The organism is Pseudomonas sp. TUM25319 (assembly GCF_056388475.1).
Map to the genome: position 1 here is coordinate 19844 of NZ_JBWJFH010000003.1, position 24608 is coordinate 44451.

General features: G+C 60.0%; 35 protein-coding genes and 2 pseudogenes. 29 read left to right on the forward strand and 8 right to left on the reverse strand.

Annotation, left to right across the window (positions count from 1 at the left end):
- Positions 1 to 11: 11 nt before the first annotated feature.
- A complete protein-coding gene (locus tag AC05QJ_RS32845; protein WP_054882153.1) occupies positions 12 to 311 on the reverse strand; it encodes a hypothetical protein in 300 nt (99 codons plus the stop codon).
- 175 nt (positions 312 to 486) lie between these two features.
- Positions 487 to 1359, reverse strand: a complete 873-nt coding sequence (locus tag AC05QJ_RS32850) for a lytic transglycosylase domain-containing protein (RefSeq protein WP_054882154.1) — start codon at positions 1357 to 1359, stop codon at positions 487 to 489.
- Between the two features lie 62 nt (positions 1360 to 1421).
- Between AC05QJ_RS32850 and AC05QJ_RS32855 the strand changes: the two genes are divergently transcribed.
- From AC05QJ_RS32855 to AC05QJ_RS32900, 10 genes and pseudogenes are all read left to right on the forward strand, one after another.
- Positions 1422 to 1676, forward strand: coding sequence for an H-NS histone family protein (locus AC05QJ_RS32855; RefSeq protein ID WP_086239839.1), 255 nt, complete (start codon positions 1422 to 1424; stop codon positions 1674 to 1676).
- Positions 1677 to 1679: 3 nt separating this feature from the next.
- Positions 1680 to 2096, forward strand: a complete 417-nt coding sequence (locus tag AC05QJ_RS32860; RefSeq protein WP_044275517.1) for a hypothetical protein — start codon at positions 1680 to 1682, stop codon at positions 2094 to 2096.
- A 4-nt stretch (positions 2097 to 2100) separates the two neighbouring features.
- Complete coding sequence (locus AC05QJ_RS32865) at positions 2101 to 2412, forward strand: TrbM/KikA/MpfK family conjugal transfer protein (RefSeq protein ID WP_054882155.1); 312 nt, start codon at positions 2101 to 2103, stop codon at positions 2410 to 2412.
- A gap of 10 nt (positions 2413 to 2422) precedes the next feature.
- Positions 2423 to 2764 carry a SadB/YajI family lipoprotein gene (locus AC05QJ_RS32870; protein ID WP_054882156.1) on the forward strand — a complete coding sequence of 114 codons (342 nt, stop codon included), beginning with the start codon at positions 2423 to 2425 and terminating at the stop codon, positions 2762 to 2764.
- A gap of 635 nt (positions 2765 to 3399) precedes the next feature.
- Entirely contained in the window at positions 3400 to 3768 is a 369-nt protein-coding gene (locus AC05QJ_RS32875; RefSeq protein WP_054882067.1) for a hypothetical protein, read from the forward strand.
- The gene (locus AC05QJ_RS32880) at positions 3768 to 4115 is read left to right on the forward strand and encodes a theronine dehydrogenase (RefSeq protein ID WP_223271152.1); all 348 of its coding nucleotides are present in this window, start codon (positions 3768 to 3770) and stop codon (positions 4113 to 4115) included. The genes AC05QJ_RS32875 and AC05QJ_RS32880 overlap by 1 nt, the downstream gene beginning before the upstream one ends.
- A gap of 3 nt (positions 4116 to 4118) precedes the next feature.
- On the forward strand, positions 4119 to 5207 hold the full coding sequence (locus tag AC05QJ_RS32885) for a DNA cytosine methyltransferase (RefSeq protein ID WP_054882066.1): 1089 nt from the start codon (positions 4119 to 4121) through the stop codon (positions 5205 to 5207).
- Positions 5208 to 5217: 10 nt separating this feature from the next.
- Positions 5218 to 5622: a hypothetical protein gene (locus tag AC05QJ_RS32890; protein ID WP_223271153.1), complete on the forward strand. Its 405-nt coding sequence runs from the start codon at positions 5218 to 5220 to the stop codon at positions 5620 to 5622.
- 64 nt (positions 5623 to 5686) lie between these two features.
- Positions 5687 to 5752: pseudogene (locus AC05QJ_RS32895) on the forward strand (hypothetical protein); the annotation flags it as partial.
- A 74-nt stretch (positions 5753 to 5826) separates the two neighbouring features.
- Positions 5827 to 7326 (forward strand): annotated as a pseudogene (locus AC05QJ_RS32900) (Mu transposase C-terminal domain-containing protein); the annotation flags it as partial.
- A gap of 49 nt (positions 7327 to 7375) precedes the next feature.
- Here the strand turns inward: AC05QJ_RS32900 and AC05QJ_RS32905 are convergent.
- The 5 genes from AC05QJ_RS32905 to AC05QJ_RS32925 all read right to left on the reverse strand — a co-directional run bounded on the left by AC05QJ_RS32905 (position 7376) and on the right by AC05QJ_RS32925 (position 10618).
- Positions 7376 to 7876, reverse strand: a complete 501-nt coding sequence (locus AC05QJ_RS32905; protein WP_000376623.1) for a GNAT family N-acetyltransferase — start codon at positions 7874 to 7876, stop codon at positions 7376 to 7378.
- 127 nt (positions 7877 to 8003) lie between these two features.
- On the reverse strand, positions 8004 to 8843 hold the full coding sequence (gene sul1 / locus AC05QJ_RS32910; RefSeq protein WP_000259031.1) for a sulfonamide-resistant dihydropteroate synthase Sul1: 840 nt from the start codon (positions 8841 to 8843) through the stop codon (positions 8004 to 8006).
- Positions 8837 to 9184, reverse strand: a complete 348-nt coding sequence (locus AC05QJ_RS32915; RefSeq protein WP_000679427.1) for a quaternary ammonium compound efflux SMR transporter QacE delta 1 — start codon at positions 9182 to 9184, stop codon at positions 8837 to 8839. Before AC05QJ_RS32915 ends, sul1 begins: the two co-directional genes overlap by 7 nt.
- Positions 9185 to 9340: 156 nt before the next feature.
- Positions 9341 to 9745 (reverse strand): FosX/FosE/FosI family fosfomycin resistance hydrolase, encoded by a 405-nt coding sequence (gene fosX, locus AC05QJ_RS32920; RefSeq protein WP_476748268.1) that lies wholly within the window; start codon positions 9743 to 9745, stop codon positions 9341 to 9343.
- A gap of 132 nt (positions 9746 to 9877) precedes the next feature.
- A complete protein-coding gene (locus AC05QJ_RS32925) occupies positions 9878 to 10618 on the reverse strand; it encodes a subclass B1 metallo-beta-lactamase IMP-1 (RefSeq protein ID WP_003159548.1) in 741 nt (246 codons plus the stop codon).
- Positions 10619 to 10770: 152 nt separating this feature from the next.
- Here AC05QJ_RS32925 and intI1 point away from each other — a divergent pair, with 152 nt between their 5' ends.
- Complete coding sequence (gene intI1, locus AC05QJ_RS32930) at positions 10771 to 11784, forward strand: class 1 integron integrase IntI1 (RefSeq protein WP_000845048.1); 1014 nt, start codon at positions 10771 to 10773, stop codon at positions 11782 to 11784.
- A gap of 348 nt (positions 11785 to 12132) precedes the next feature.
- On the opposite strand, the gene AC05QJ_RS32935 is transcribed toward intI1, so the two are convergent.
- A complete protein-coding gene (locus AC05QJ_RS32935; protein ID WP_003159185.1) occupies positions 12133 to 12699 on the reverse strand; it encodes a recombinase family protein in 567 nt (188 codons plus the stop codon).
- Between the two features lie 181 nt (positions 12700 to 12880).
- Here AC05QJ_RS32935 and AC05QJ_RS32940 point away from each other — a divergent pair, with 181 nt between their 5' ends.
- The 18 genes from AC05QJ_RS32940 (at position 12881) to AC05QJ_RS33025 (ending at position 23953) form a co-directional block, all read left to right on the forward strand.
- Positions 12881 to 13132, forward strand: coding sequence for an AbrB/MazE/SpoVT family DNA-binding domain-containing protein (locus tag AC05QJ_RS32940; RefSeq protein WP_003108276.1), 252 nt, complete (start codon positions 12881 to 12883; stop codon positions 13130 to 13132).
- Positions 13129 to 13524 (forward strand): type II toxin-antitoxin system VapC family toxin, encoded by a 396-nt coding sequence (locus AC05QJ_RS32945; protein ID WP_003159186.1) that lies wholly within the window; start codon positions 13129 to 13131, stop codon positions 13522 to 13524. The genes AC05QJ_RS32940 and AC05QJ_RS32945 overlap by 4 nt, the downstream gene beginning before the upstream one ends.
- Positions 13525 to 13535: 11 nt before the next feature.
- Positions 13536 to 14072 (forward strand): hypothetical protein, encoded by a 537-nt coding sequence (locus tag AC05QJ_RS32950; protein WP_003159187.1) that lies wholly within the window; start codon positions 13536 to 13538, stop codon positions 14070 to 14072.
- A gap of 282 nt (positions 14073 to 14354) precedes the next feature.
- Positions 14355 to 14972, forward strand: coding sequence for a recombinase family protein (locus tag AC05QJ_RS32955; RefSeq protein WP_012477616.1), 618 nt, complete (start codon positions 14355 to 14357; stop codon positions 14970 to 14972).
- Positions 14959 to 16095, forward strand: coding sequence for a replication initiator protein A (locus AC05QJ_RS32960; protein ID WP_012477617.1), 1137 nt, complete (start codon positions 14959 to 14961; stop codon positions 16093 to 16095). Before AC05QJ_RS32955 ends, AC05QJ_RS32960 begins: the two co-directional genes overlap by 14 nt.
- Before the next feature lie 607 nt (positions 16096 to 16702).
- A complete protein-coding gene (locus AC05QJ_RS32965; RefSeq protein WP_012477619.1) occupies positions 16703 to 17353 on the forward strand; it encodes a DNA-binding protein in 651 nt (216 codons plus the stop codon).
- Between the two features lie 362 nt (positions 17354 to 17715).
- Complete coding sequence (locus tag AC05QJ_RS32970) at positions 17716 to 18141, forward strand: DUF192 domain-containing protein (RefSeq protein WP_015272397.1); 426 nt, start codon at positions 17716 to 17718, stop codon at positions 18139 to 18141.
- A 9-nt stretch (positions 18142 to 18150) separates the two neighbouring features.
- Entirely contained in the window at positions 18151 to 18387 is a 237-nt protein-coding gene (vapB, locus tag AC05QJ_RS32975; RefSeq protein ID WP_012477631.1) for a type II toxin-antitoxin system VapB family antitoxin, read from the forward strand.
- Positions 18384 to 18821 (forward strand): type II toxin-antitoxin system VapC family toxin, encoded by a 438-nt coding sequence (locus tag AC05QJ_RS32980; protein ID WP_012477632.1) that lies wholly within the window; start codon positions 18384 to 18386, stop codon positions 18819 to 18821. Before vapB ends, AC05QJ_RS32980 begins: the two co-directional genes overlap by 4 nt.
- 6 nt (positions 18822 to 18827) lie before the next feature.
- The gene (locus AC05QJ_RS32985) at positions 18828 to 19364 is read left to right on the forward strand and encodes a hypothetical protein (RefSeq protein WP_053221386.1); all 537 of its coding nucleotides are present in this window, start codon (positions 18828 to 18830) and stop codon (positions 19362 to 19364) included.
- A gap of 14 nt (positions 19365 to 19378) precedes the next feature.
- On the forward strand, positions 19379 to 20191 hold the full coding sequence (locus tag AC05QJ_RS32990; RefSeq protein ID WP_054882063.1) for a 3'-5' exonuclease: 813 nt from the start codon (positions 19379 to 19381) through the stop codon (positions 20189 to 20191).
- On the forward strand, positions 20181 to 20489 hold the full coding sequence (locus AC05QJ_RS32995) for a hypothetical protein (protein ID WP_054882062.1): 309 nt from the start codon (positions 20181 to 20183) through the stop codon (positions 20487 to 20489). Before AC05QJ_RS32990 ends, AC05QJ_RS32995 begins: the two co-directional genes overlap by 11 nt.
- Before the next feature lie 32 nt (positions 20490 to 20521).
- Complete coding sequence (locus AC05QJ_RS33000; protein WP_220467819.1) at positions 20522 to 20761, forward strand: hypothetical protein; 240 nt, start codon at positions 20522 to 20524, stop codon at positions 20759 to 20761.
- Positions 20762 to 21441: 680 nt separating this feature from the next.
- Positions 21442 to 22278, forward strand: a complete 837-nt coding sequence (locus tag AC05QJ_RS33005; protein ID WP_015272400.1) for a DUF932 domain-containing protein — start codon at positions 21442 to 21444, stop codon at positions 22276 to 22278.
- A 55-nt stretch (positions 22279 to 22333) separates the two neighbouring features.
- Positions 22334 to 22762, forward strand: coding sequence for a hypothetical protein (locus AC05QJ_RS33010; protein WP_015272401.1), 429 nt, complete (start codon positions 22334 to 22336; stop codon positions 22760 to 22762).
- Positions 22763 to 22778: 16 nt separating this feature from the next.
- The gene (locus AC05QJ_RS33015) at positions 22779 to 23282 is read left to right on the forward strand and encodes a hypothetical protein (protein WP_054882242.1); all 504 of its coding nucleotides are present in this window, start codon (positions 22779 to 22781) and stop codon (positions 23280 to 23282) included.
- A 60-nt stretch (positions 23283 to 23342) separates the two neighbouring features.
- Complete coding sequence (locus AC05QJ_RS33020) at positions 23343 to 23693, forward strand: TrfB-related DNA-binding protein (RefSeq protein WP_046094857.1); 351 nt, start codon at positions 23343 to 23345, stop codon at positions 23691 to 23693.
- Positions 23694 to 23740: 47 nt separating this feature from the next.
- Positions 23741 to 23953: a hypothetical protein gene (locus AC05QJ_RS33025; RefSeq protein WP_172671999.1), complete on the forward strand. Its 213-nt coding sequence runs from the start codon at positions 23741 to 23743 to the stop codon at positions 23951 to 23953.
- Positions 23954 to 24608 lie beyond the last annotated feature (655 nt).

Here is a 24608-nt window from a genome sequence, read left to right on the forward strand (position 1 = left end):
CCCTTCTGGTATCAGCCGAAGAAGAAACTGACGATGTAACTGGCAGAGCCAGCACCGATCATTGCCAGGGCGCCACGGGTAGCAAAGTCAGCGCGAACAACGTGCGCCCACCAGAGGATGCACAGCACCGCCAGTACCACGGCGCAGGCAAGCGGAATCCACGTATCGAGCCAGGTTTTCATCGAGGTCAGCGAAGAGTTTGCCGTATCAACCCCCGCTGCTTGGGCCAGACTCGACCCGAAGATGCACAGCAGAACCATGCAGACCATGCCCAGTTTCTTGCCGTTTACACCAACATTCAGTTTGTCCATATTTCACTCCGTTACTGGTAAATCAAAGTCCGTTAATAGAAGCTCACACCGTTCGATGCTTAGCTTTTCCCTCAGCCACTCGGCCAACAGTCGAAGATCAGCCCACGTTCTAACCTCCCCTGTATCCTTTACACGCAACGAACAGCACACCGTTTGCCCGTCGTCGCTAATGACTTCAAAGAGTGGAAGCCATTTCTTTTCTTCCAATCTCTGAATCCATGTCCGTATTAATTTCTTCTTGCTGCTCATTTCCTCTAGTTGTTTTTGCTGGATGAGAAAGACCTTCATTTGGCGCTCCGTCATGTTGCCGCGCCATCACCTCGAAGCCGTCTTGAGTGCTATTGGCAAATCCGTCCGGGGTTGAATCGTCGAACCCATCAGACCGGCCCAGCCTTGCGTTCTCAGCGGGTAGCGCGTCCTCCTGCTCAACGCTACTCCCCACTTGGCCGCCTTCACTCTCCACTCCATCGAGGCGCAGCGCAGGCACTCTCATAGTGTTATTGGCTTGAGCCACCGCCAGAATCTTTCCCACATATCCATTTGTGAAACCGTCCCTCTGATTACCGGTGTTGTAGCAACTAAGGGCATTTCGCAAAGCAGCCTGCCCGTCCTGATTAGTCGCAACAGCGGCCCGGTAGCAGTCCGACAAGATTCGGTCCAGGGCGGCCAGATTCTTACACGGCTCAAGCATGTCCACAGCAGAAACCCCTAACGCTGCCAAGTTCCCCGACCAGATTTGCCCGTAGCCGGTATCGAAACTGGCGCCTTCACGAGCAAGCTTTTCGACTACTGCCTTCGCGTCCTCGAAGGTTTCTGTCTTTGGCTGCTTACTCCAGGGCACGCCGTTTACATGGACTGCAAATGGATTGTTTCTCGACTCATGGCTAACCACATACCCGACCGTCTCAGGCGCCACGTTCGGCGCACATTGCTTTGCTAAAGCCATGACACTCATCGACAATTTACCGTTCGCATTAGCCAGCAATGGATTTCCGGCGGCGACGAGCGCAAGAGCAATGACTGCGGTGAAGGTTTGATGGTTGGCCATTCCGTTTGTCCTTGAAATTGCAATTTCAGTGAGTAACCGCTATTATGAGGGCAGTTGAGAACATGTCAAGCGAATGCGATGACAAAGATGCCGACAAGAGCAAACCAGCGGGGAAACCGAAATCCGTGCCCACAACACGCGAACTGGAATTCGTACCTTTGGGAGAAAGACCGCCGCGAGGCCAGGCCAGGTATAGAGATCCAACCAATCCGTTTCATACGTGGAGCGGCAGGGGTAAACGCCCCGCTTGGTTGAAGGAGTATCTGGACGCCGGCAGACAGCTCGCGGAGTTCGAGATACAGGAAAAGGAGGACTGATATATGGGCGAAGTCGTTGAACTGCCCGCAGGCAGAAAGCGGAACCGCCAGGTGCAGAAGATCCGCACTGTGGCCACGAAGGATCGAGCAGCGAACGGTAAGCAACCGTCGTTCTTGGCAAAGGCTGCCTCGGGCGCTAAACGCTTCGCCATCGATGCTTTGCGTATCACCACCGGCAACCTATTCGGCCTCGCAGGCAGGCTGCTTTGGCTTGTGCGCCGCCCCATCAGCCTAGTGCTGACGTTCGGCGCCGTGTCGATGCTAGTGGTGTTCGTGATCCAGGCCTTCAATGGCTGGCCTGATCCAAAGCTGGTTGTGCTGTCCATAGTCGGTTTGATCGCCTTCCTTGCCGCCTCAGGCGGCTACGACCGCCTGGCCCGCGCATTTTTCCACATCGAGCACAGACTAAAAGGAGAGTAGTCCTATGAAACGATCAACGGTCGTCGTCGCCTTCTTGGCCAGCCTGGCACTGGTAGGCACCGCAGAAGCCCGTGACCCGTGCAAGACCATGATGTGCATGGCAGGCAAAGCAGGTCTCAAGGGCGGTTCGCTGGCAGACAGCGATTGCAGCGGAGCGGTATCCGACTTCTTCTCAATCGTCGTCAAGAAGAAGGGCAAATTCAAACCCGAGGCAACAGCCCGGGCCAGGGAAGAATTCTTGAATTCCTGCCCTGGCTCGGACAAAAACCAAGGCACCATCAGCCCGATCATTTCAATGTTCGGCATGACACGTTAAGGAAATCTCTATGGAAAACAGGACTCGCACTATCAGCAAACTGCTGCCGGCACTGTTGCTGGCCACCGTTGGCCTAACTGGCTGCGCCACGTCGAAACAGGTGGATCAGACCAACGAGCAGCTACACCAAGTCAATCAGGGGCTGGTCAACATTTCAGCCCAGCTCGCCGCCCTGGAAGCGAAGGCAAACCGCCCTGCCCCAGCTCCTGCCCGTGGCTGCCTGCTGGGCGGTCAGATCTACTCGCCAGGCGCAGTAGTCGCGGGCCGGATTTGCGAAGACACACGCGGCATTCGCATCAGCGACCAACCACCAGTGTACGGCTGGGGCCTGCACACCAATCCACGGCGATAAGCCTCCACAGAAGCCCGCGTAAGCGGGCTTTTTCTTGCCCGTGCGAAACCTTGACCACGGCTTTCCTACTGCGCACCTGGCCCGCCAGGTGCTGCGCGCTCCGCTTGCCCTCCGGCCTGTCGGCCTGCGCGGCGGCCTGCTGGCCACCTTGCCGCCCCTGCGCGTCCTGGGTGTGCTCATCACCCTCCGGCTGGCCGCTATCAGCCCTAATCGCCTACCCTCCGCTGGGCCTATGCCGTCAAGGGGCTTTCGCGGCATATGCTCACTCCCTTCGGTCGCTCCGCTATTCCACGGTCCCCATGACGGCGGCCCAGCTCCGGGTAGTCGGGGCTTACCGCGACCAACCGAAGGCTGACGAGCAGATCCACCGGGGGAGACTCACGCTCCAGGGCAAAAGCGGGGCTGCACCCGCTTCGCGGGCGCGCTTTATGTTTACCTCCCGCTCCCACCTCGGCATCTAAGCAGCTCCGAAAAGCGCGCCGCGTCAAGTCAATTATTCGTAAAAGATTGTTTGACCAACAGTTGACGACAGCGCCCCGATTTGAGATACTAACCACGTCGAAGCAATACCGCCTCGACACCCCGGACACCAGCGGCGGCAACCGCTCCGGGGAATCTGCGAAGGAGATACACCGATGAGCGCTTACGTTGTCGATCGTTTCCACATTTCGGCCATCCTGATGTTCACCTGTACCGGCAGGCCTGGCCGCGAAGCCCGCGAGATCCTTGAGACTCAGGGCCAGCAGTTGCTGGATGAAAACGTGCGTTCTGTGCGGGTCCGCTACCCCCGCGAAAACACCCCCGACAAGCTGTTCCTGCTGGATACCGACGTGCGCCGGCTCTCGGCCCTGGAAGTCCTCAAGCTGATCGAATGCCTTGAGCACCAGTCGAGCGAGGCCAGCGACTACTACTCGACCCCTGCGTTTCGCACCCTGCACGCAATTCGCCAGTCGGCACAGCGCAAGCTGCCCGGTTGGGACCAGGCCAAATGGGATTACGCCTGATGGCCCCCGCCACCCAGCACGTAGCGCCCATGTGGCGCTACTCCCTTCGGTGGTGCCTGCCGCACCAGCCCTGCCCTGGCGACTTCGAGTTGCTGGTGATCGAGGCCCCAGCGGGGACGCGAATGCCGGAAGAAATGCACCAGGCTTGGAAGCACCGCCCCGAGGGTTACGGTGTTTGCCTGGACTTCCCCCAGTCCCGCGCCGTCAAGCGCTGGAGTGCCGAGGCCAAAGGCCGGGTGCGCAAGCAGAAGATGGCCAAGCGCATCGAGAAGGCCGCGCCGCTGTTCGCTGACGAGTTGATCGCCCGCGAGCTGGAGCAGCGCCCCGACTACTTCAAGGGGGAGTGAACCATGCTCAGTACGCAGATCCGCCCAGCACAACCTGGGCTGTTCACCGGCCAGGCCCTGGGCGTTGACGACTTCGAGCTAAGCCAGATCGCTGCCGAGTTCAGCGCCATGAATTCGGGCGAGCTGGAGCACCACTTGTTCGACGCGCCCAGGCCGTCCGAGATCGTGCGCCTGGCCGACAAGGTGGCCCGCCACACCCGGTCACACGGCTGGCTTGACCAAGCCGCCGCCCAAGCCCGCATTGCCGAATGGAAACGCCACGCCTTCGCCCAGGGCGAAGGGCGGGCGAATGCCGACAAGGTAGTGCTGTCGCTGTTCGACCACACTGGGCAGTGGTCGCAGCCGTGGGAGGATGCCGGCTACCAGGTCCTGCGCTTCGACATACAGGACAACCCCGTTACCGGCGACGTAAACGAGTTCGGCGCCGGCTTCTTCGGTGACTGGTTTGGCGACTTCGACGGCCTGGATATCTACGCCATTCTCGCCGCGTGCCCGTGCACAGAATTCGCCACCAGTGGCGCCCGACACTTCGCAGCCAAAGACGCAGACGGGCGCACGGTTGCCGCCGTGCAGCTCGTTCACCAGACATTGCGCACCATTGAATATTTCCGGCCTGCCGTATGGGCCATCGAGAACCCGGTAGGCCGGATCGAGAAGCTGGGCGGTCTTCCGCCGTGGCGCCTGGCCTTCGATCCGCACCACCTGGGCGACCCGTACACGAAGAAAACCCTGCTTTGGGGCCGCTTCAATGCAAACCTGCCCATTGCCCCGGTCGAGGCCTCGGACGGCTCGAAGATGCACCGCAAATTCGGCGGCAACCGCCTCGCTACCAAGAACGCCCGCAGCGCAACCCCGGAAGGGTTTTCCTACGGCTTCTTCATGGCCAACAACGCCCAGGACAACCCGGCGCTGGCCATGGCCTACAAGTACGACCGACTCGACGCCGGCCTGCTACGCGCCGCGCTCGATGCTAATGTGAGCGCCCGCGAGATCGACGAGCTGGTGGCGGATGCTTACTACATGGACATGGACGATAGCGCTGCCGAGTCAGCGCTACGCCAAGCGATCTCTACACAGAACCCACCTACATAGGACTGCCGTTATGCCGAAACCGATGCGCCCAAATATGACCCTGCGCGAGCAGGAGGACGCAGCCAAGATCCAGTGTTACGACTGGAACGCCCAGCACAAGGAAGGCGTGACCGTGAACTATGAAGAGTTGCTTGGTTCGGGCGAGACGATCCAGACCAAAACCTGCGGTCGAGCATTCGTCATGTGCTGCCAAGCGGTCATCATGGTGGAGGATGTTTCGGGAGCTGTCTCCCTGGATCACTGCACCGTCATCGCAGAGCATCGCGCCCTGCAAAACAACGTGCTGCCTACTGATACCCGCAAGGTTGATTCCGCACGGGCCGTCATCGACCAGTCATCGTCTGATACCCGATTTTTGCTCGCCGAGGACGTTTCGATTTTGGACACCAACCTGCCAGATAAGGACAAGTCCTAAAGGGTTGCATCTAGTGTGCAGAAAACGGTCGTTTGCTGCACACTTCAAAAAGAGCGCCCCAGGTGTCATTTTCAGAAGACGACTGCACCAGTTGATTGGGCGTAATGGCTGTTGTGCAGCCAGCTCCTGACAGTTCAATATCAGAAGTGATCTGCACCAATCTCGACTATGCTCAATACTCGTGTGCACCAAAGCGAGGTGAGCATGGCGACGGACACCCCACGGATTCCAGAACAAGGCGTGGCCACTCTGCCTGATGAGGCTTGGGAGCGTGCGCGCCGTCGTGCGGAGATCATCAGTCCGTTGGCGCAGTCGGAGACGGTCGGGCACGAAGCGGCCGATATGGCGGCTCAGGCGCTGGGCTTGTCTCGGCGCCAGGTATACGTTCTGATCCGGCGTGCCCGGCAAGGCAGCGGCCTCGTGACGGATCTGGTGCCCGGCCAGTCCGGTGGAGGTAAAGGTAAGGGGCGCTTGCCGGAACCGGTCGAGCGCGTCATCCACGAGCTACTGCAAAAGCGGTTCCTGACCAAGCAGAAGCGCAGCCTAGCGGCCTTTCACCGCGAAGTCACTCAGGTGTGCAAGGCTCAAAAACTGCGAGTGCCGGCGCGCAATACCGTGGCCTTACGGATCGCTAGCCTTGACCCGCGCAAGGTCATCCGCCGGCGGGAAGGCCAGGATGCCGCTCGTGACCTACAAGGTGTGGGCGGCGAGCCTCCTGCCGTGACCGCGCCGCTGGAGCAGGTGCAGATAGACCATACGGTCATCGACCTGATCGTGGTCGATGACCGCGACCGGCAACCTATTGGCCGCCCGTACCTGACCCTCGCCATCGACGTGTTCACCCGCTGCGTGCTCGGCATGGTCGTCACGCTGGAAGCGCCGTCTGCCGTTTCGGTTGGCCTGTGCCTCGTGCATGTCGCCTGCGACAAGCGCCCTTGGCTGGAAGGACTGAACGTGGAAATGGATTGGCAGATGAGCGGCAAGCCCTTGCTGCTCTACCTAGACAACGCGGCCGAGTTCAAGAGCGAGGCCCTGCGCCGGGGTTGCGAGCAGCATGGCATCCGGCTGGACTATCGCCCGCTGGGACAGCCGCACTATGGCGGCATCGTGGAACGGATCATCGGCACGGCGATGCAGATGATTCACGACGAACTGCCGGGAACGACCTTCTCCAACCCTGACCAGCGCGGCGACTACGATTCCGAAAACAAGGCCGCCCTGACGCTGCGCGAGCTAGAGCGCTGGCTCACATTGGCGGTCGGCACCTACCACGGTTCGGTGCACAACGGCCTGCTCCAACCGCCGGCCGCGCGCTGGGCCGAGGCCGTGGCGCGTGTCGGCGTACCGGCCGTCGTCACACGCGCTACTTCGTTCCTGGTCGATTTTCTGCCGATCCTCCGGCGCACGCTGACCCGCACCGGCTTTGTCATCGACCACATCCACTACTACGCCGATGCGCTCAAGCCGTGGATTGCGCGGCGTGAACGCTGGCCGTCCTTTCTGATCCGGCGCGATCCGCGCGACATCAGCCGTATCTGGGTCCTGGAACCGGAGGGACAGCATTACCTGGAAATTCCCTACCGTACCTTGTCGCATCCGGCTGTCACCCTCTGGGAACAACGGCAGGCGCTGGCGAAACTGCGGCAGCAAGGGCGCGAACAGGTGGATGAGTCGGCGCTGTTCCGCATGATCGGCCAGATGCGTGCCACGGGCCCGTCCCACCCCGACATGGACCTCGATGCCCGAACGGACGTTAGATTTCGAGTTCTAGGCGTTCTGCGATGAAGGTTGGATCCCAGCCGGGATTGAAAGTGTCGACGTGGGTGAATCCGAGCCGCTCGTATAGGCCACGCAGGTTCGGGTGGCAGTCGAGCCGCAGCTTGGCGCACCCCTGCGTTCGCGCGGCATGGCGGCAAGCCTCGATCAGCGCGGAGCTGACACCCCGGCCCGCATGTGTCCGTCGCACCGCGAGCTTGTGCAGATATGCGGCCTCCCCCTTGAGGGCGTCGGGCCAGAACTCGGGATCCTCGGCCGACAAGGTGCAACAGCCGACGATGCCGTCGCTGCAACTCGCGACTAGGAGCTCGGATCTCAGGACGAAGGTCTCCGCGAATGTCCGGTCGATCCGCGCGACGTCCCAGGCGGGCGTTCCCTTGGCGGACATCCACGCCGCAGCGTCGTGCATCAGCCGCACAACCTCGTCGATATCACCCGAGCAGGCGACCCGAACGTTCGGAGGCTCCTCGCTGTCCATTCGCTCCCCTGGCGCGGTATGAACCGCCGCCTCATAGTGCAGTTTGATCCTGACGAGCCCAGCATGTCTGCGCCCACCTTCGCGGAACCTGACCAGGGTCCGCTAGCGGGCGGCCGGAAGGTGAATGCTAGGCATGATCTAACCCTCGGTCTCTGGCGTCGCGACTGCGAAATTTCGCGAGGGTTTCCGAGAAGGTGATTGCGCTTCGCAGATCTCCAGGCGCGTGGGTGCGGACGTAGTCAGCGCCATTGCCGATCGCGTGAAGTTCCGCCGCAAGGCTCGCTGGACCCAGATCCTTTACAGGAAGGCCAACGGTGGCGCCCAAGAAGGATTTCCGCGACACCGAGACCAATAGCGGAAGCCCCAACGCCGACTTCAGCTTTTGAAGGTTCGACAGCACGTGCAGCGATGTTTCCGGTGCGGGGCTCAAGAAAAATCCCATCCCCGGATCGAGGATGAGCCGGTCGGCAGCGACCCCGCTCCGTCGCAAGGCGGAAACCCGCGCCTCGAAGAACCGCACAATCTCGTCGAGCGCGTCTTCGGGTCGAAGGTGACCGGTGCGGGTGGCGATGCCATCCCGCTGCGCTGAGTGCATAACCACCAGCCTGCAGTCCGCCTCAGCAATATCGGGATAGAGCGCAGGGTCAGGAAATCCTTGGATATCGTTCAGGTAGCCCACGCCGCGCTTGAGCGCATAGCGCTGGGTTTCCGGTTGGAAGCTGTCGATTGAAACACGGTGCATCTGATCGGACAGGGCGTCTAAGAGCGGCGCAATACGTCTGATCTCATCGGCCGGCGATACAGGCCTCGCGTCCGGATGGCTGGCGGCCGGTCCGACATCCACGACGTCTGATCCGACTCGCAGCATTTCGATCGCCGCGGTGACAGCGCCGGCGGGGTCTAGCCGCCGGCTCTCATCGAAGAAGGAGTCCTCGGTGAGATTCAGAATGCCGAACACCGTCACCATGGCGTCGGCCTCCGCAGCGACTTCCACGATGGGGATCGGGCGAGCAAAAAGGCAGCAATTATGAGCCCCATACCTACAAAGCCCCACGCATCAAGCTTTTGCCCATGAAGCAACCAGGCAATGGCTGTAATTATGACGACGCCGAGTCCCGACCAGACTGCATAAGCAACACCGACAGGGATGGATTTCAGAACCAGAGAAAGAAAATAAAATGCGATGCCATAACCGATTATGACAACGGCGGAAGGGGCAAGCTTAGTAAAGCCCTCGCTAGATTTTAATGCGGATGTTGCGATTACTTCGCCAACTATTGCGATAACAAGAAAAAGCCAGCCTTTCATGATATATCTCCCAATTTGTGTAGGGCTTATTATGCACGCTTAAAAATAATAAAAGCAGACTTGACCTGATAGTTTGGCTGTGAGCAATTATGTGCTTAGTGCATCTAACGCCTGAGTTAAGCCGCGCCGTGAAGCGGCGTCGGCTTGAATGAATTGTTAGAGCCCAACCCCATACCGGCTCAGACGCTGCTCTAACGTACCCGTGTGTAGCTCAAAGAGATGGTTGTCGAAGTCGTAGAAGTACAGGGATAGTCCCTCTCCGTCAACGCGGCTACGCGGCGGGCGAATCTCTACACCGAGTGCCTCTAGCCTTGCCTGATAGGCGGGCAGATCAGTCTCACTAACGGCGAAAGCGACATGTTGGTAAGAGCGCTCAGTGGGCGGCTCACCCTCCATAGCAGCTAACCAAATATCTCCGATCAGAAAGAACTTCTCGCGGGACAGTGAGAAGTTGTGGCGTGAACTGTCGTACACCTCGCGTGCTCCAAGACCCTTGCAAAGAAGCATGGCCATGCGGTCGAGGTCTCGGACGATAAAGGTGATGTGGCTGAGTCCTTTCATGGGCGCTAACGCTAAGTTCAGCGGCAGTTTGTAAGTTGCGCGTTGTGGAATACTTTGCGAAGCAAACCACAAAAGCGCAACTTACAAACTGTCCAGCCACGTAGTGGCGTGCTGCAACGACTTGTTAGAAATTTAGTTGCTTGGTTTTGATGGTTTTTTACTTTCGTTTAACCCTTTAACCGCCTGCTCTAATGTAAGTTTCAAGAGTGATGCGTCTCCAACTTCACTGTGACTTGGAACAACCAGTTTTGCCTTACCATATTTGGACTTTAATAATTTGGCGGACTTTGGCCAAGCTTCTATATTTGCGTCACCCAAATTGCCTAAACCGTACGGTTTAATAAAACAACCACCGAATAATATTTTCCTTTCAGGCAACCAAACCACTACGTTATCTGGAGTGTGTCCCGGGCCTGGATAAAAAACTTCAATTTTATTTTTAACTAGCCAATAGTTAACTCCGCTAAATGAATTTGTGGCTTGAACCTTACCGTCTTTTTTAAGCAGTTCATTTGTTAATTCAGATGCATACGTGGGGATAGATCGAGAATTAAGCCACTCTATTCCGCCCGTGCTGTCGCTATGAAAATGAGAGGAAATGCTGCCTTTTATTTTATAGCCACGCTCCACAAACCAAGTGACTAACTTTTCAGTATCTTTAGCCGTAAATGGAGTGTCAATTAGGTAAGCCTCAGCATTTACAAGAACCACCAAACCATGTTTAGGAACAACGCCCCACCCGTTAACTTCTTCAAACGAAGTATGAACATAAACGCCTTCATCAAGCTTTTCAATTTTTAAATCTGGCAAAGACTCTGCTGCGGTAGCAATGCTGCAAAACAAAAATATAAAGAATACAGATAACTTGCTCATACTTTTCCTTTTCTAACTTTGTTTTAGGGCGACTGCCCTGCTGCGTAACATCGTTGCTGCTCCATAACATCAAACATCGACCCACGGCGTAACGCGCTTGCTGCTTGGATGCCCGAGGCATAGACTGTACAAAAAAACAGTCATAACAAGCCATGAAAACCGCCACTGCGCCGTTACCACCGCTGCGTTCGGTCAAGGTTCTGGACCAGTTGCGTGAGCGCATACGCTACTTGCATTACAGCTTACGAACCGAACAGGCTTATGTCCACTGGGTTCGTGCCTTCATCCGTTTCCACGGTGTGCGTCACCCGGCAACCTTGGGCAGCAGCGAAGTCGAGGCATTTCTGTCCTGGCTGGCGAACGAGCGCAAGGTTTCGGTCTCCACGCATCGTCAGGCATTGGCGGCCTTGCTGTTCTTCTACGGCAAGGTGCTGTGCACGGATCTGCCCTGGCTTCAGGAGATCGGAAGACCTCGGCCGTCGCGGCGCTTGCCGGTGGTGCTGACCCCGGATGAAGTGGTTCGCATCCTCGGTTTTCTGGAAGGCGAGCATCGTTTGTTCGCCCAGCTTCTGTATGGAACGGGCATGCGGATCAGTGAGGGTTTGCAACTGCGGGTCAAGGATCTGGATTTCGATCACGGCACGATCATCGTGCGGGAGGGCAAGGGCTCCAAGGATCGGGCCTTGATGTTACCCGAGAGCTTGGCACCCAGCCTGCGCGAGCAGCTGTCGCGTGCACGGGCATGGTGGCTGAAGGACCAGGCCGAGGGCCGCAGCGGCGTTGCGCTTCCCGACGCCCTTGAGCGGAAGTATCCGCGCGCCGGGCATTCCTGGCCGTGGTTCTGGGTTTTTGCGCAGCACACGCATTCGACCGATCCACGGAGCGGTGTCGTGCGTCGCCATCACATGTATGACCAGACCTTTCAGCGCGCCTTCAAACGTGCCGTAGAACAAGCAGGCATCACGAAGCCCGCCACACCGCACACCCTCCGCCACTCGTTCGCGACGGCCTTGCTCCGCAGCGGTTACGACATTCGAACCGTGCAGGATCTGCTCGGCCATTCCGACGTCTCTACGACGATGATTTACACGCATGTGCTGAAAGTTGGCGGTGCCGGAGTGCGCTCACCGCTTGATGCGCTGCCGCCCCTCACTAGTGAGAGGTAGGGCAGCGCAAGTCAATCCTGGCGGATTCACTACCCCTGCGCGAAGGCCATCGGTGCCGCATCGAACGGCCGGTTGCGGAAAGTCCTCCCTGCGTCCGCTGATGGCCGGCAGCAGCCCGTCGTTGCCTGATGGATCCAACCCCTCCGCTGCTATAGTGCAGTCGGCTTCTGATATTCCGTGCAGCCGTCTTCTGAAAACGACATTTGAACCGGGAACCTTCCCTTTTTGGCTAGGCGTGAAACAATGGTCATTTTCCCTATACCCAAAATGACCAGGAGGCCCGCATGAAAGTCGCACGCATCTACCTGCGCGTGAGCTGTCATTTTCAGAAGACGACTGCACGGAATATCAGGAGTCGGCTGCACTGGTGGATTGCAGCGCGGTGTACAGGGCCGTCTTGCTCACCTTGAGCCGTGTAGCGGCCTCTCGGACATTAAGCCCGTTGGCGATGTGCTCCCGCGCTCGCTGCAACTTGTCGGCGGTGACAACCGGCTTTCGCCCGCCCTTCCTCCCACGAGCGGCGGCGGCAGTCAACCCGGCCTTGGTGCGCTCGCGGATCAAGTCGCGCTCGAACTGGCCCAGCGCGCCGAACACGTGGAAGATGAGCCGCCCGCCTGGCGTGGTGGTGTCGATGGCTTCCGTCAGAGAACGGAAGCCGACGCCTCGCGCTTCCAGCGCGCCTATCGTTTCGATTAGGTGCGGCATAGAGCGCCCGAGCCGATCCAGCCGCCAGACGGCCAGCACGTCGCCGTCGCGCAGGTAGGCCAGCGCATCAGCCAAGCCGGGGCGGTCGGCCTTGGCCCCGGAAGCCGTGTCCTCGAAAACGCGCTCGCAGCCTGCCTTGCGTAGCGCATCCGTCTGCAAGGCGGTGTCCTGTTCCGCCGTCGATACCCGCGCATAGCCGATCAGTGCCATTTGCCGCCTCTCTTGTCCGTCATTCCGTCCGCCTATCTTAATGTCCGACAACCCGTTGTGCAATAACTTTGCTGGACAGTGTCCGGCATGGCCGACTAATGATCGTTTGACGGACATTGACGGTAAGGCATTTTTGCATTACTATGTGAAGCATCAACCTTGATTGCGAGGGCAAACCACCATGACCACATTGACCGTTACCGCACGGGGACAAGTGACGTTTCGGAAGGACGTACTGCAACACCTCGGCATCAGGCCAGGCGACAAGATCGAGCTGGACTTGTTGCCAGACGGTCGGGGCGTGCTCAAGGCGGCACGGCCCGCAGGGACGATAGCCAGCTTTGTCGGCCTGCTCGCGGGCAAGACGCAGAAGGTTGCCACCATCGAAGAAATCAACGAGGCGGCGGCGCAAGGCTGGGCAGGTAAGCAATGAAGGTCGCAGTCGATACCAACGTCCTTGTGCGTGCGGTTGTGCGTGACGATCCCGCACAAGCGGACGTTGCCGCCGCAGTCTTGACCGACGCCGAGTTGATCGCGGTCGCGCTGCCGTGCCTATGCGAATTTGTTTGGGTGCTGCTGCGTGTCTACGGCTTCCAGCAAGCCGACGCGGCCAGCGCGATCCGGGCACTACTGGCCGCCGCGAATGTGGAAGTGAACCGGCCTGCCGTGGAGGCTGGCTTGCTGGTGCTCGACGCGGGCGGAGACTTTGCCGATGGCGTCATTGCCTACGAAGGCAACTGGCTTGGCGGGGAAACCTTCGTTTCCTTCGATAAGAAGGCGGTGGCACTTCTCACGGCGCAAGGGCAATCAACGCGCCTTTTGTGACGGACATGAGCATGAACGAATTCCGCCGACTGGCCGCGAAGATCGACCAACACATGCAGCAGCTTGCCGCCCAGGGTGTCAGCGAGGCCCATGCCATCATCAATCGCATGATGGGGTACGGGCCTGACCTGCACAGGATTTGGGTCGGCACATCCGATCAGCAGCTCATGGCGCTGTCCCGCGAGTTCCCAGGGTTCTACCGCTACGCCCGCATCATGGAAGAGGCATCCGAAGCCGAGCGCCGCAAGGCTTCGCGGCCCTATGACGGCATGGCCGAGTTCTCCGAACAGCACAAGCAAATGGGCGCGCAACTGCTGACCACGGCGGCCACGCTTGAGCGTGGCTACCAGGCGTTTCGTGCGAGCGGCAGTCTCCAAGACTTCCGGCCTCAGCTCGACGAGCTGGGCCGCCTGCATCGGCAATGGCTGTCCGACCTGGAAGCCTTCAAAGACTCGCTGCGCACGCAGGGCGCAGAACCCAAGGTGCTGGAATACGTGAACGAGGCTTTCGGCCGCCTGGCCGAGCGCATCAAGCAGCTTGCCGGTTGATCGCCGGAATTTTCGGCGGTTCCGGCTTTGTCGCGCCGTGCACAAGAGTTCTGAGCAATTCCGATCTCTCGCGGCGCTTCGTGCATAGAACTTCTGACCGTTCCCGGTCAGAAGTTCTATGCACACACGGCGGCCAGCCCAGTGAACTGGTGCAGTCGCCTTCTGAAAACGACACCAGGGCGTTTTTTTTGGGACAAAACTGTAAACTTTCCCGTAAACTTTTCAGTGTAATCATTAGGTGTTCGCAAACAGGAACCCGCAAGCCCGACAAGGAGGAACTGCATGCGTAGCAGCAAAGACACGTCCACCCTAGACATACTGACGGGTGGCTTGCGCATCGGGTATGCGCGGACCAGTAAGCAGGACCAGAACCTGGACCTACAGCGGGACGCGCTTATTGCCGCTGGTTGCACGCGGATATATGAGGAACAGATCAGCGGGGCCAGGGCCAACCGACCCGAGCTGGAGCAGATGCTAAAAGCACTTCGCCCAGGGGACACCGTTGTCGTATGGCAGCTTTCCCGCTTCGGTCGAAGTCTCTCCCACCTGCTCCAGCTCATGGCCCAACTGGAAACCATGCAGGTTCGCTTCGAATCGCTCACCGAACACATCGACACCAGCACGGCGGGCGGGCGGATGCAGTTGAACGTCTTCGCCACCCTGGCGGAGTACGAGCGCGAACTAAACCGCGAGCGAACCATGGCCGGCCTGGAGGCCGCCCGCGCACGGGGACGCAAAGGGGGTCGAAAGCCAACGCTAGGCGCGAAGGAGATCCGCGATATCAAGATACTGCTGGCCGACCCCTTGACGACCGTGAGCGACGTGGCCGCCAGGTTCAAGGTCAGCAGAACAACCATCTACAAGTATCTGAGCAAGGAGGCCCAGCATGTCGTCCAATGAGTTGTTTGATATCGACCCCGACGTGGCCACCACCCCACCACCGAAACGTCGGCCAGCGGCCAGAGGCCCCTTGGTCGGGCAGGACGCAATCAACATCGACAAGTGGCGCAAGCGCATCGAGGCTGAAGCACGACCAGGCGAAACCTACCAGCAGGCGGCGGAGCGGCTGAAACGCGAAGAGGCCAAGCAACCGAAGGACAAGGCACCAGGGCGCGAAGCGGTGAAGACCTCAGCGGGACGCAAACAAGTAGTGGTGCTCGAAACGCAGCTCGATTTCTGGATCGCGACCGGCCTGCCGGCGATCCCCAAAGATGAGCGACCTACGATGGAGCACCCGATCTACGCCGTGGAAGACGGAGATACCAGGCAGATCACCTACGAGCACAACGGGAACAAAATCGAGATCACTCCCAGCGTTGCCGGTCGGGCGACCCAGCATGACAAAGATATCGTGCTGTTTTGCGTATCGAAGCTAGTGGCTGCGATCAACGCCGGCATAGCCGTATCACCGACTATCGAGACGACCGCTCACGAACTTTTGAGCTTCACGCGCAGCAGTACCAGCGAGCGCGGCTATGAGCTGCTTAGCAAGGCTTTCGACAGACTCACCGGTACTCGCATGCGGGCCACCTTTGAGTCGACGAAAGACCGTGACGGCAGCCGTCGCTGGGTTGGCCTGCTCGATGACGTGGAGATCATCACTAGGGGCGCCAAGAACCGCATGTGCGCCATTCGGATAAAGGTATCCGACACCACGTTTAACGCCGCGAAGGCCATGGATGTGTTGACCATTCCGGGCGACTATTTTGGGCTGCGCAGCGCCATTGCCAAACGCATCTATGAGCTTTGCCGGAAACATTGCGGCGATCAGGGCCAATGGAAGATTGGCCTGGCTCTGCTGCAAAAGAAGGTCGGAAGCGCCCAGGCCGAAAAGAAGTTTCGCGCTAAGGTCAAGGAGCTGGCCGAGGCCGGCAGCTTGCTCGACTACTTCATGACCTACCTGCCCGACGAAGACGCCGTGTTGTTCTTCAACAAGTCCGACGCCGGCAAAGCGGCCTTGCTCAAAGCCACGCGCAACGGTATCAAGAAGCCACGCAAGGCCAAGGCCGCTCCCGCTGCATGAGTCATGGCAATTCGTCACTCCAGGGACCGGAAGGGGGCAATGGACTGATGTGTAAGGGTTTTTCTCTATTGATTCATATATGTTTGAACTGTACCGCAGCCCCTTCGGGGGCTTTATCTGCGCATTCGTCACTCCAGGGACCGCACCGAATATCGCGCCCCAAACGCTCCACCACTTCGGCGACCACGATTCGTCACTCTAGGGACCGTCGGTTCGTCACTTCGGGGACTAGGGTTCGTCACTCCAGGGACCGCCAATTTCGTCACTTCGGGGACCAGAACCACCCTCCAGCCCAGGTAAATCAAGGCCTCGCAAAACGCTAACAACGCGCGCGCGTATTAACCCTTTAACTTAAATCTTTAACGGCCTTGGTTTGGCTTGGCTTGTGGATAACTCACGGGTAGCGTTCGACGCCGGCACGGCGCACACCGAACCGGCACGCCTGGCCAACCCGACACCCTTCCCATCTGCTGCTGCGCTCTGGTGAGGTGGCTCGCCCGCCGCGCTGGAGCGGAGCCAACAAGGCCAACTGGCCGCGTTAGCCTATATTGTATTTTGTAGTATGTTGTATGATACTACACGCTACAACATACAGCAGAGCACGCCCATGGCACTCACGAAGGAAATGATCTGGAAAGCCGCCGACGAACTGGACGCTGACGGCACTAAGCCCACCCTGGCCAACGTGCGCAAGCGCCTGGGTGGCGTCGGCAGCTTTACGACCATTCAGGAGGCCATGAGCGAGTGGAAGAACCGCAAGCAACAAGAGGCCCAACCACTCATCGACCCACCACCGGCTGCCCTGGCCCAGTTGCTTGAGAACTTCGGCGCCGATATCTGGAATCTGGCCCGCGTTGCTGCCGACCAGGCCCTGGACGGGAAACGCCGGGTGATCGAAGAGAATGCCGCGCAGATCCGCGAGCAGGCCGAGGAAGCTATTGCACTGGCTGACAGCATGGATGCAGAACTGAACGAGCTGCGCGCCAAGATCGCCAGCCTGGAGGAAACCGCAGCCCTATACCGGGAGCTACAGGCTAAATACCATGCTCTGGAGGAACGCGCCGAGCTGGAGTTGAAACACCAGAAGGAGCACAGCGCCCAGGAGATCCACCGGGCTGTCACCAGGGCCAACGAAAAGGACTCAGAAGCTATCGAGGCACGCAAGAACGAACGCCAGGCCCTGGACCGCGCAGCACGCGCCGAAGGACAGGTAGAGGCTCTGGAAAAACAGCTTGGCCTGGCTAAGAAGGGCAAGTAACCCACAAGCGAACCATCCCCGACTTAATGAGTTGATCGGTATCAGCACTTCCCCAAGCCCGCGATGCGGGCTTTTTCTTGCCTGCCGGCAGCGGCCAGCCGCTCGCACCGGACAGACTCGGGCAAGCCTCGCTAGTCAGCCACGCGCACCAGGCTCTACGACGATTTGGGGATATTTGGGGAGGGATTACATGGGGGCCAGAAATGGCGAAGCCCGCTGCACGGCAATGCAAAACGGGCTTCTAGTGCTCTGCGAAGGAGCGCATGCCCGCAGTATAACGACGCACCACAGAGCGCTCAATTGCTCAGTTGACATATGCTTGCCATATGCTAGGATTCTCTTAGAGATTGAAGGAGGTTCCGATGCTCAACCGCTGCTTACCTGCGTTGCTTTTGGGGGCCGTGCTCACCACACCGGCTTATAGCGATGATTGCCGGTTGTCGTTCCAGAATGGCGCGACACTCGACCTACCCGTGGCCACCACCGAAGCCGCACAGGCGCAGGGCCTCGCCGGTAGGCCAGATCCAGGGCGAGGCATGCTGTTTCTCTGGACTACGCCGGCAGTGCGATTTGTGTGGATGAAGAACACCCCTGCCCCATTAGACGCGGCTTGGATCGGAGCAGACGGGGTTATCCAGAGCGTACAAGAGCTGGAGCCACACACAACCGCCAAGCATTCATCATTGCGGCCCGCCCTCGGCATTATCGAGGTGCCACGCGGCCAGCTTGCAAACCTGGGCATCGAGCGCGGCAGCACCATCACCGCCTCAACGTGTTTCAACTTGTAGGAGGTTCCCATGCGTACCGTTTCCATTTTCATGAACAGCCGAAACCAGGCGATCCGCATCCCTCGGGATATGGAGTACCAGGGCGTTTCCGAGCTGGAGATTATCCGCGACGGCGAAACGCTGATCCTGCGCCCTGTGCGCCCCTCCTGGGCATCGTTGCGCGACGTGGCGGCCGCAGATCCTGACTTTCTGACCGAGCGAAAGGATGTGATCGAGGAAGACCGTTTCCTGGGTGACTTCACATGAGCAAAAAGACGTACATGCTCGATACGAACATCTGTTCGTTCATCATGCGCGAGCGCCCCGACGCGGTGCTGGCCAAGCTGGAACAGGCAGTCACTAATCAGCACCGGATTGTCGTTTCGGCCATCACCTACTCCGAAATGCGTTTCGGGGCCGCCAACCCCAAGGCATCGCCCAAGGTTGCAGCGATGGTCGATGCCTTCATCCAGCGCCTGGACGCCATCCTGTCCTGGGACGCCGCCGCCGTAGATCAAACAACGCAGATCCGCACCGCCCTCGCCCGCCTGGGTACGCCCATTGGCAACAACGATGCAGCGATAGCCGGCCATGCCCTGGCCGCTGGGTGTGTTCTGGTCACGAACAACACTCGCGAATTTGCTCGCGTTCCTGGCCTAGTCCTTGAGGACTGGACCCAACCCGCCATTACCAAGAGTTGATACGCCATGACCGAACTGGAACAAGCCATCATTGATTGCGCCCAACTGCACCTCACTCAGTTGAAAGGTGCGCTTACCCTGCCCAATGGCCCCGAACGTAGCGACGGCTTTACCTCAGCCTGGTGGCAGCTCACCGGCCTGGCCCAGCTTGCCGAGTTCCACAGCGGGCTTAGCCAGCCCGCCCGCGATCAGTTGCGCGCTATTGACCGTGAGGCCGCCCAGGCCGTCAGCAGCAACCGCGAGCCATCCGGTACCGCACAGTTTGCCGATAGCATCGCTGCCACGCTGGCCGACCCCACCGCCTCGAACTGGCTCAAGCAGAGCCTCAACGAAGCCTTGGCACGGGATAGCGTGGACGCCGCCAATGACGCCTTTGTGCTTTTCGAGCTGCTGGCCCACCGCAGCGAGGAAGGGTTGCGCGCCGATGCGCACGCTGTCGCCGGCATCCCGGAAACGACCATGGCTGTTCGCTTTGCAGACGGTCGCGCCGGCACGCTGGACGTTTCCCAGGCCCGTCACACGATCATCACTGGCGACAACTGACAGGAGGCCCCGGCATGGCAAGGGCGCGTATTCACCTCACCCCAGCGGAAGCGGAGGCCAACGGCTGGCTTTGCTGCCGTGACCTCAAGGCACGCCACCGACTAATGCCGGGGTATAGCACCCGGCCTGCCGGCAGCGTCTGGCAAGGCCGCGGGGCCTACGATGTATACGATCCCGCCGATTGCGTGCCCTGGAAATGGGAGCCGAGCGCGGCGCAGCTTCGGCGGAAGGCCGTGGCCGCCCGTGCCCAGGCGCTGATCGAGGGGGATTGTCTGCTGCTGGACACTGAAACAACGGGCGTGGGTGATGGCGACGAGGTGTGCGAAATCACGATCCTCGACGCGAGCGGCACGCCCCTACTCAACACGCTGATACGCCCTACTCAGCCAATTCCAGCGGAGGCCACAGGGATTCACCGCATCACCAATGACATGGTGGCCACCGCGCCGGCCTGGCCGGAGATCGCAGAGCAATACGCTTCTATCGTCTCGGGCCGAACGGTCGTCGCCTACAACGCCTCCTTTGACGAGCGCCTGCTGTCGCAGACCCACCAGCGGCACGGACTTGTCGCGCCTGCACTGGCCACCGCCTGCGCCATGCTGCTGTATGCCGAATGGCATGGGGAATGGGTTGAGGGCCGCTATGGGGCTTGGCAGTGGCGCTGGATCAAACTGATCGAGGCCGCCCGAGCTTGCGGCGTGCTGGAGGATGGCGCCCACCGTTCCCTAGCCGACGCACGCATGACCCTGGGCGTGCTGCGTTACCTGCACAAGCGCACCAATGGGCGCAAACCTTCTACCAAGCGGAGAACTGAACATGTCCAGTGATTACGATTTCAAGGTTGTAAGCAAGGAAGATGCTGTGCGTTACCTGCTGGTGTGGGAGTCGAAAGGCTATAACCGCCTGCTCGATGTTGTGCGGATGTTCGATATGGAAGATGGCAGCGTTACCGTTGGCTTCATGGACTACGGCAACCCGGATACCGTGGTGATCGTGCCCGAGCACATGAACCGCACTTACACCAAGCAACAGCACGCCTTGGCAGCGGTCGGCGCGATGTTTGATGCGGTGGACGAGTGGAACAAGGTTATGGCCGAAGTGCGCCAGGTCGTCGGCGAAAACTGAGGGAGGCCGGTATCCGAAACGAACCGGAGTTGATGCCTGGCCTGATCCTGCCGCCGAGCTATCAGGTTGTATTGCGCAGGCGCCTGGCCGAAGTGAACACCGCCACCAGCGCGGCGAATTGCTTGATTTCCCAGGCCCGCGCCGAGGGCATGGTGGAGGCCCTGGAATTGTTGAAAGCGCTGGAACAACAGCAGGTTGAGCGCCTGTATTTGTTGATCGAGCAGGCCGCCACAGCGCGCTTGCTGGAGCTGGAGCAGGGTGCCGGCGAGTGATCGCCCTGCCGTCATCCGAGGCATAGCGCGAGGCCTGCGGCCCGGGCTTTCGTGCTACGCATCGAGCCACAGCTACGCCGCGTCTCGCCCCTTCGGGCTTCAATCCCTCTCGCCTGCGCACCTGGCCCGCCAGGCGCTGCGCGCTCCGCTTGCCCTCCGGCCTGCCGGCCTGCGCGGCGGCCTGCTGGCCACCTTGCCGCCCCTGCGCGTCCTGGGTGTGCTCATCACCCTCCGGCTGGCCGCTATCAGCCCTAATCGCCTACCCTCCGCTGGGCCTATGCCGTCAAGGGGCTTTCGCGGCATATGCTCACTCCCTTCGGTCGCTCCGCTATTCCACGGTCCCCATGACGGCGGCCCAGCTCCGGGTAGTCGGGGCTTACCGCGACCAACCGAAGGCTGACGAGCAGATCCACCGGGGGAGACTCACGCTCCAGGGCAAAAGCGGGGCTGCACCCGCTTCGCGGGCGCGCTTTATGTTTACCTCCCGCTCCCACCTCGGCATCTAAGCAGCTCCGAAAAGCGCGCCGCGTCAAGTCAATTATTCGTCAAAGATTGTTTGACCAACAGTTGACGACAGCGCCCCGATTTGAGATACTAACCACGTCGAAGCAATACCGCCTCGACACCCCGGATACCAGCGGCGGCAACCGCTCCGGGGAATCTGCGAAGGAGATACAAAAATGCGTCTTTCCAGCAACTTCCGTAATCCGTGCATGATCCGCAGCGATGCCCCTCTGACCAATGACGAGATTGCCCGCGTGGCGCCCTCGATCTTTGCCGAGGAAGCGCACGACAGCCGTTCGGAACGTTACCTGTACATTCCAACCGTCAAGGTGCTCGATGCGCTGCGCACAGAAGGTTTTCAGCCGTTCATGGCGTGCCAGACCCGCGTCCGCAACACCGACAAACGCGAGCACACCAAGCACATGATTCGCCTGCGCCATGCCAGCAACATCATGAGCAAGGAAGCGAACGAAATCATTCTGCTGAACAGCCACGACGGCAGCAGCAGCTACCAGATGATGGCCGGCAAGTTCCGTTTCGTGTGCGCTAACGGGCTGGTCCTGGGCGACATGGCGATGGATCAGAAAGTGCGCCACAGCGGCCGCATTGACGTTGTTAACGACGTTATCGAAGGTGCCTATGAGGTGCTGGGCCAGTTCGAGCAGATCGACGCCAACCTTGACGACATGCAGCACTACCACTTGCGCCAGGAAGAGCAAGAAGCGTTCGCCATGGCGGCCCTGGCCTACCGCTACGACCCATCCGAAGGCCCTGCCCCGGTCACGCCGTCGCAACTGCTGATGCCACGCCGTGCCGAAGACCGCGCAAGCGATCTCTGGACCACGTTCAACCGCGTGCAGGAAAACACCATCAAGGGCGGCTTGCGTGGCCGCAACAAGCAAGGACGCCGGACAACTACCCGCGCCGTTAACGGCATTGACCAAGACGTGAAACTCAATCGCGCCTTGTGGGTACTGGCCCAGGCCCTGCGCAGCGGCCAAGCCGCCGCGTAACTGGCGAGCCGGGCGTTTAACGCCCGGCTTTCCCCCGCCCTTGGAGGATCGAACCATGTGCAAAGTCTTCTATGTCCCTGGCCATACCGCGATCATCGACTATGCCCGCCAGATCGGGCCAAACATGTGGATGGCCCAGCATTCCGGCCTGATGCTGCCCGAGCTGCGCGTGCGTTACCCCGGCGCCATCCTGGGCGACGAAGAGGCGTTTTTGATCGATCAAGAACGCGCCTATGGCACGCCACCGGCACGCACGACCGCCGCCCGTTTCGAGTTCAACCTTTCGCAGCGGCCCGTCATCGACTACCACGCCGACGAGCTGGGCGCGTCGTTCAAGCTGGCCGACCTGGACCACGGCAACATGACGACCATTTTTGCCCAGTGGGGCGGGCGCTACTGGACCTTGACGGGCCTGGCCACCCTGCCCCACCTGCTCATCATGCGCCGCATCGCTACCCACTCCCTGGCCGTGGCCAAGGCCTAAGATCGAGGAACCGACCATGACTTACGAACGCACGTTGGAAGCCTACCGATCGTTACTCAAGGCCAACCCTGGGCATGGCCTGCTCATCCCTGGGGATTGCGTGGCGTTTCTGCTCGACTCTGACCAGCTTTACGCCTGCCAGGTGCAGGGCGGTCGGCCACTTCTGGCGTGGACGTTTCCGATCACCGCCGAAGCCTGGGACGATGACGACGAAGCGTGGTTGTGCGATGCGGGCGGCCTGGAGACAGCCGACGCGATCAACGACCCGCAGTTTGTGCCCCTGCTGGTATGGGACCGCCAGACACTGGAAAGCGAAACCGTGGCGGCAGTCGCCGCCAAGGTTGGTACCAGTGACCAGGGCGTTGCCATTACTATCGAGCGCAACAACGAGGGGACGTTTTACGTCATCTGGAAAGCCACCGCCCAGGGCGTCAAACGGCACCGGCTCCATGCCGGCACCACAGACGCCCGCCGCCTGGAAGCGCATGCGCGGGGCTTCATCGAGCAAATGAACCAGTAGCACGCTTGACCCGTAGCCCTGCCGGTAGCAGGGCATTTAGCCAACAGTAAGGAACCGCGAATGCAGCCCACCCAGCCGAAATACACCGCCGAACAATGGACCGCTTCCCTGCCTGCGCTCCGGGGCATGTCCACCAAAACCCTGGACATTGCCAGGGCGGTGCTGGTGGAGGGCAAGGAACCTATCGAGGTGGCCAACAACATCGGCCAGTCGCGGCAGCTTGTACACGCTGCAATCAAGCGCGTAACCGCCGTGCTGGAACGCCAAACAGTCGGCCTTGTGCCCGTCATGGTCTGGCTCACCCCCGAGGAAGCCGAGCTGGTCAAGCAGATGGCCGCCAAGCATGAGCAGCCAAAGGAGGCCCAACCAGGGACCACAAAGAAGACACCTAACCGACAGAAAAAGGCCTAGATGGCGCCTTTCTGTCACGGACAGTTTGACTGCTGAGGGATTTGCAGATGCTTACACCAACAGAGGAAAAGGGCGTGCTCGATTACCTGGCTTGCCTTGAATGGGTCGCCAGCGCCGAGGTTGATGAGATCCGCCAGCGCCTGGAAACAGCGACCGGCCAAGTTCGCGAGGATCTGGTGACTGCCATCAAGCAACAAATGGGCGGGGGGCGTCCCGAATTGGCCTGGTACTTCCACCACCTGGCCAGCGAGAAGATCTAGTGCGAGGCCTGCGGCCCGGGCTTTCGTGCTACGCATCGAGCCACGGCTGCGCCGCGTCTCGCCCCTTCGGGCTTCAATCCCTCTCGCCTGCGCACCTGGCCCGCCAGGTGCTGCGCGCTCTGCTTGCCCTCCGGCCTGTCGGCCTGCGCGGCGGCCTGCTGGCCACCTTGCCGCCCCTGCGCGTCCTGGGTGTGCTCATCACCCTCCGGCTGGCCGCTATCAGCCCTAATCGCCTACCCTCCGCTGGGCCTATGCCGTCAAGGGGCTTTCGCGGCATATGCTCACTCCCTTCGGTCGCTCCGCTATTCCACGGTCCCCATGACGGCGGCCCAGCTCCGGGTAGTCGGGGCTTACCGCGACCAACCGAAGGCTGACGAGCAGATCCACCGGGGGAGACTCACGCTCCAGGGCAAAAGCGGGGCTGCACCCGCTTCGCGGGCGCGCTTTATGTTTACCTCCCGCTCCCACCTCGGCATCTAAGCAGCTCCGAAAAGCGCGCCGCGTCAAGTCAATTATTCGTCAAAGATTGTTTGACCAACAGTTGACGACAGCGCCCCGATTTGAGATACTAACCACGTCGAAGCAATACCGCCTCGACACCCCGGATACCAGCGGCGGCAACCGCTCCGGGGAATCTGCGAAGGAGATACAAAAA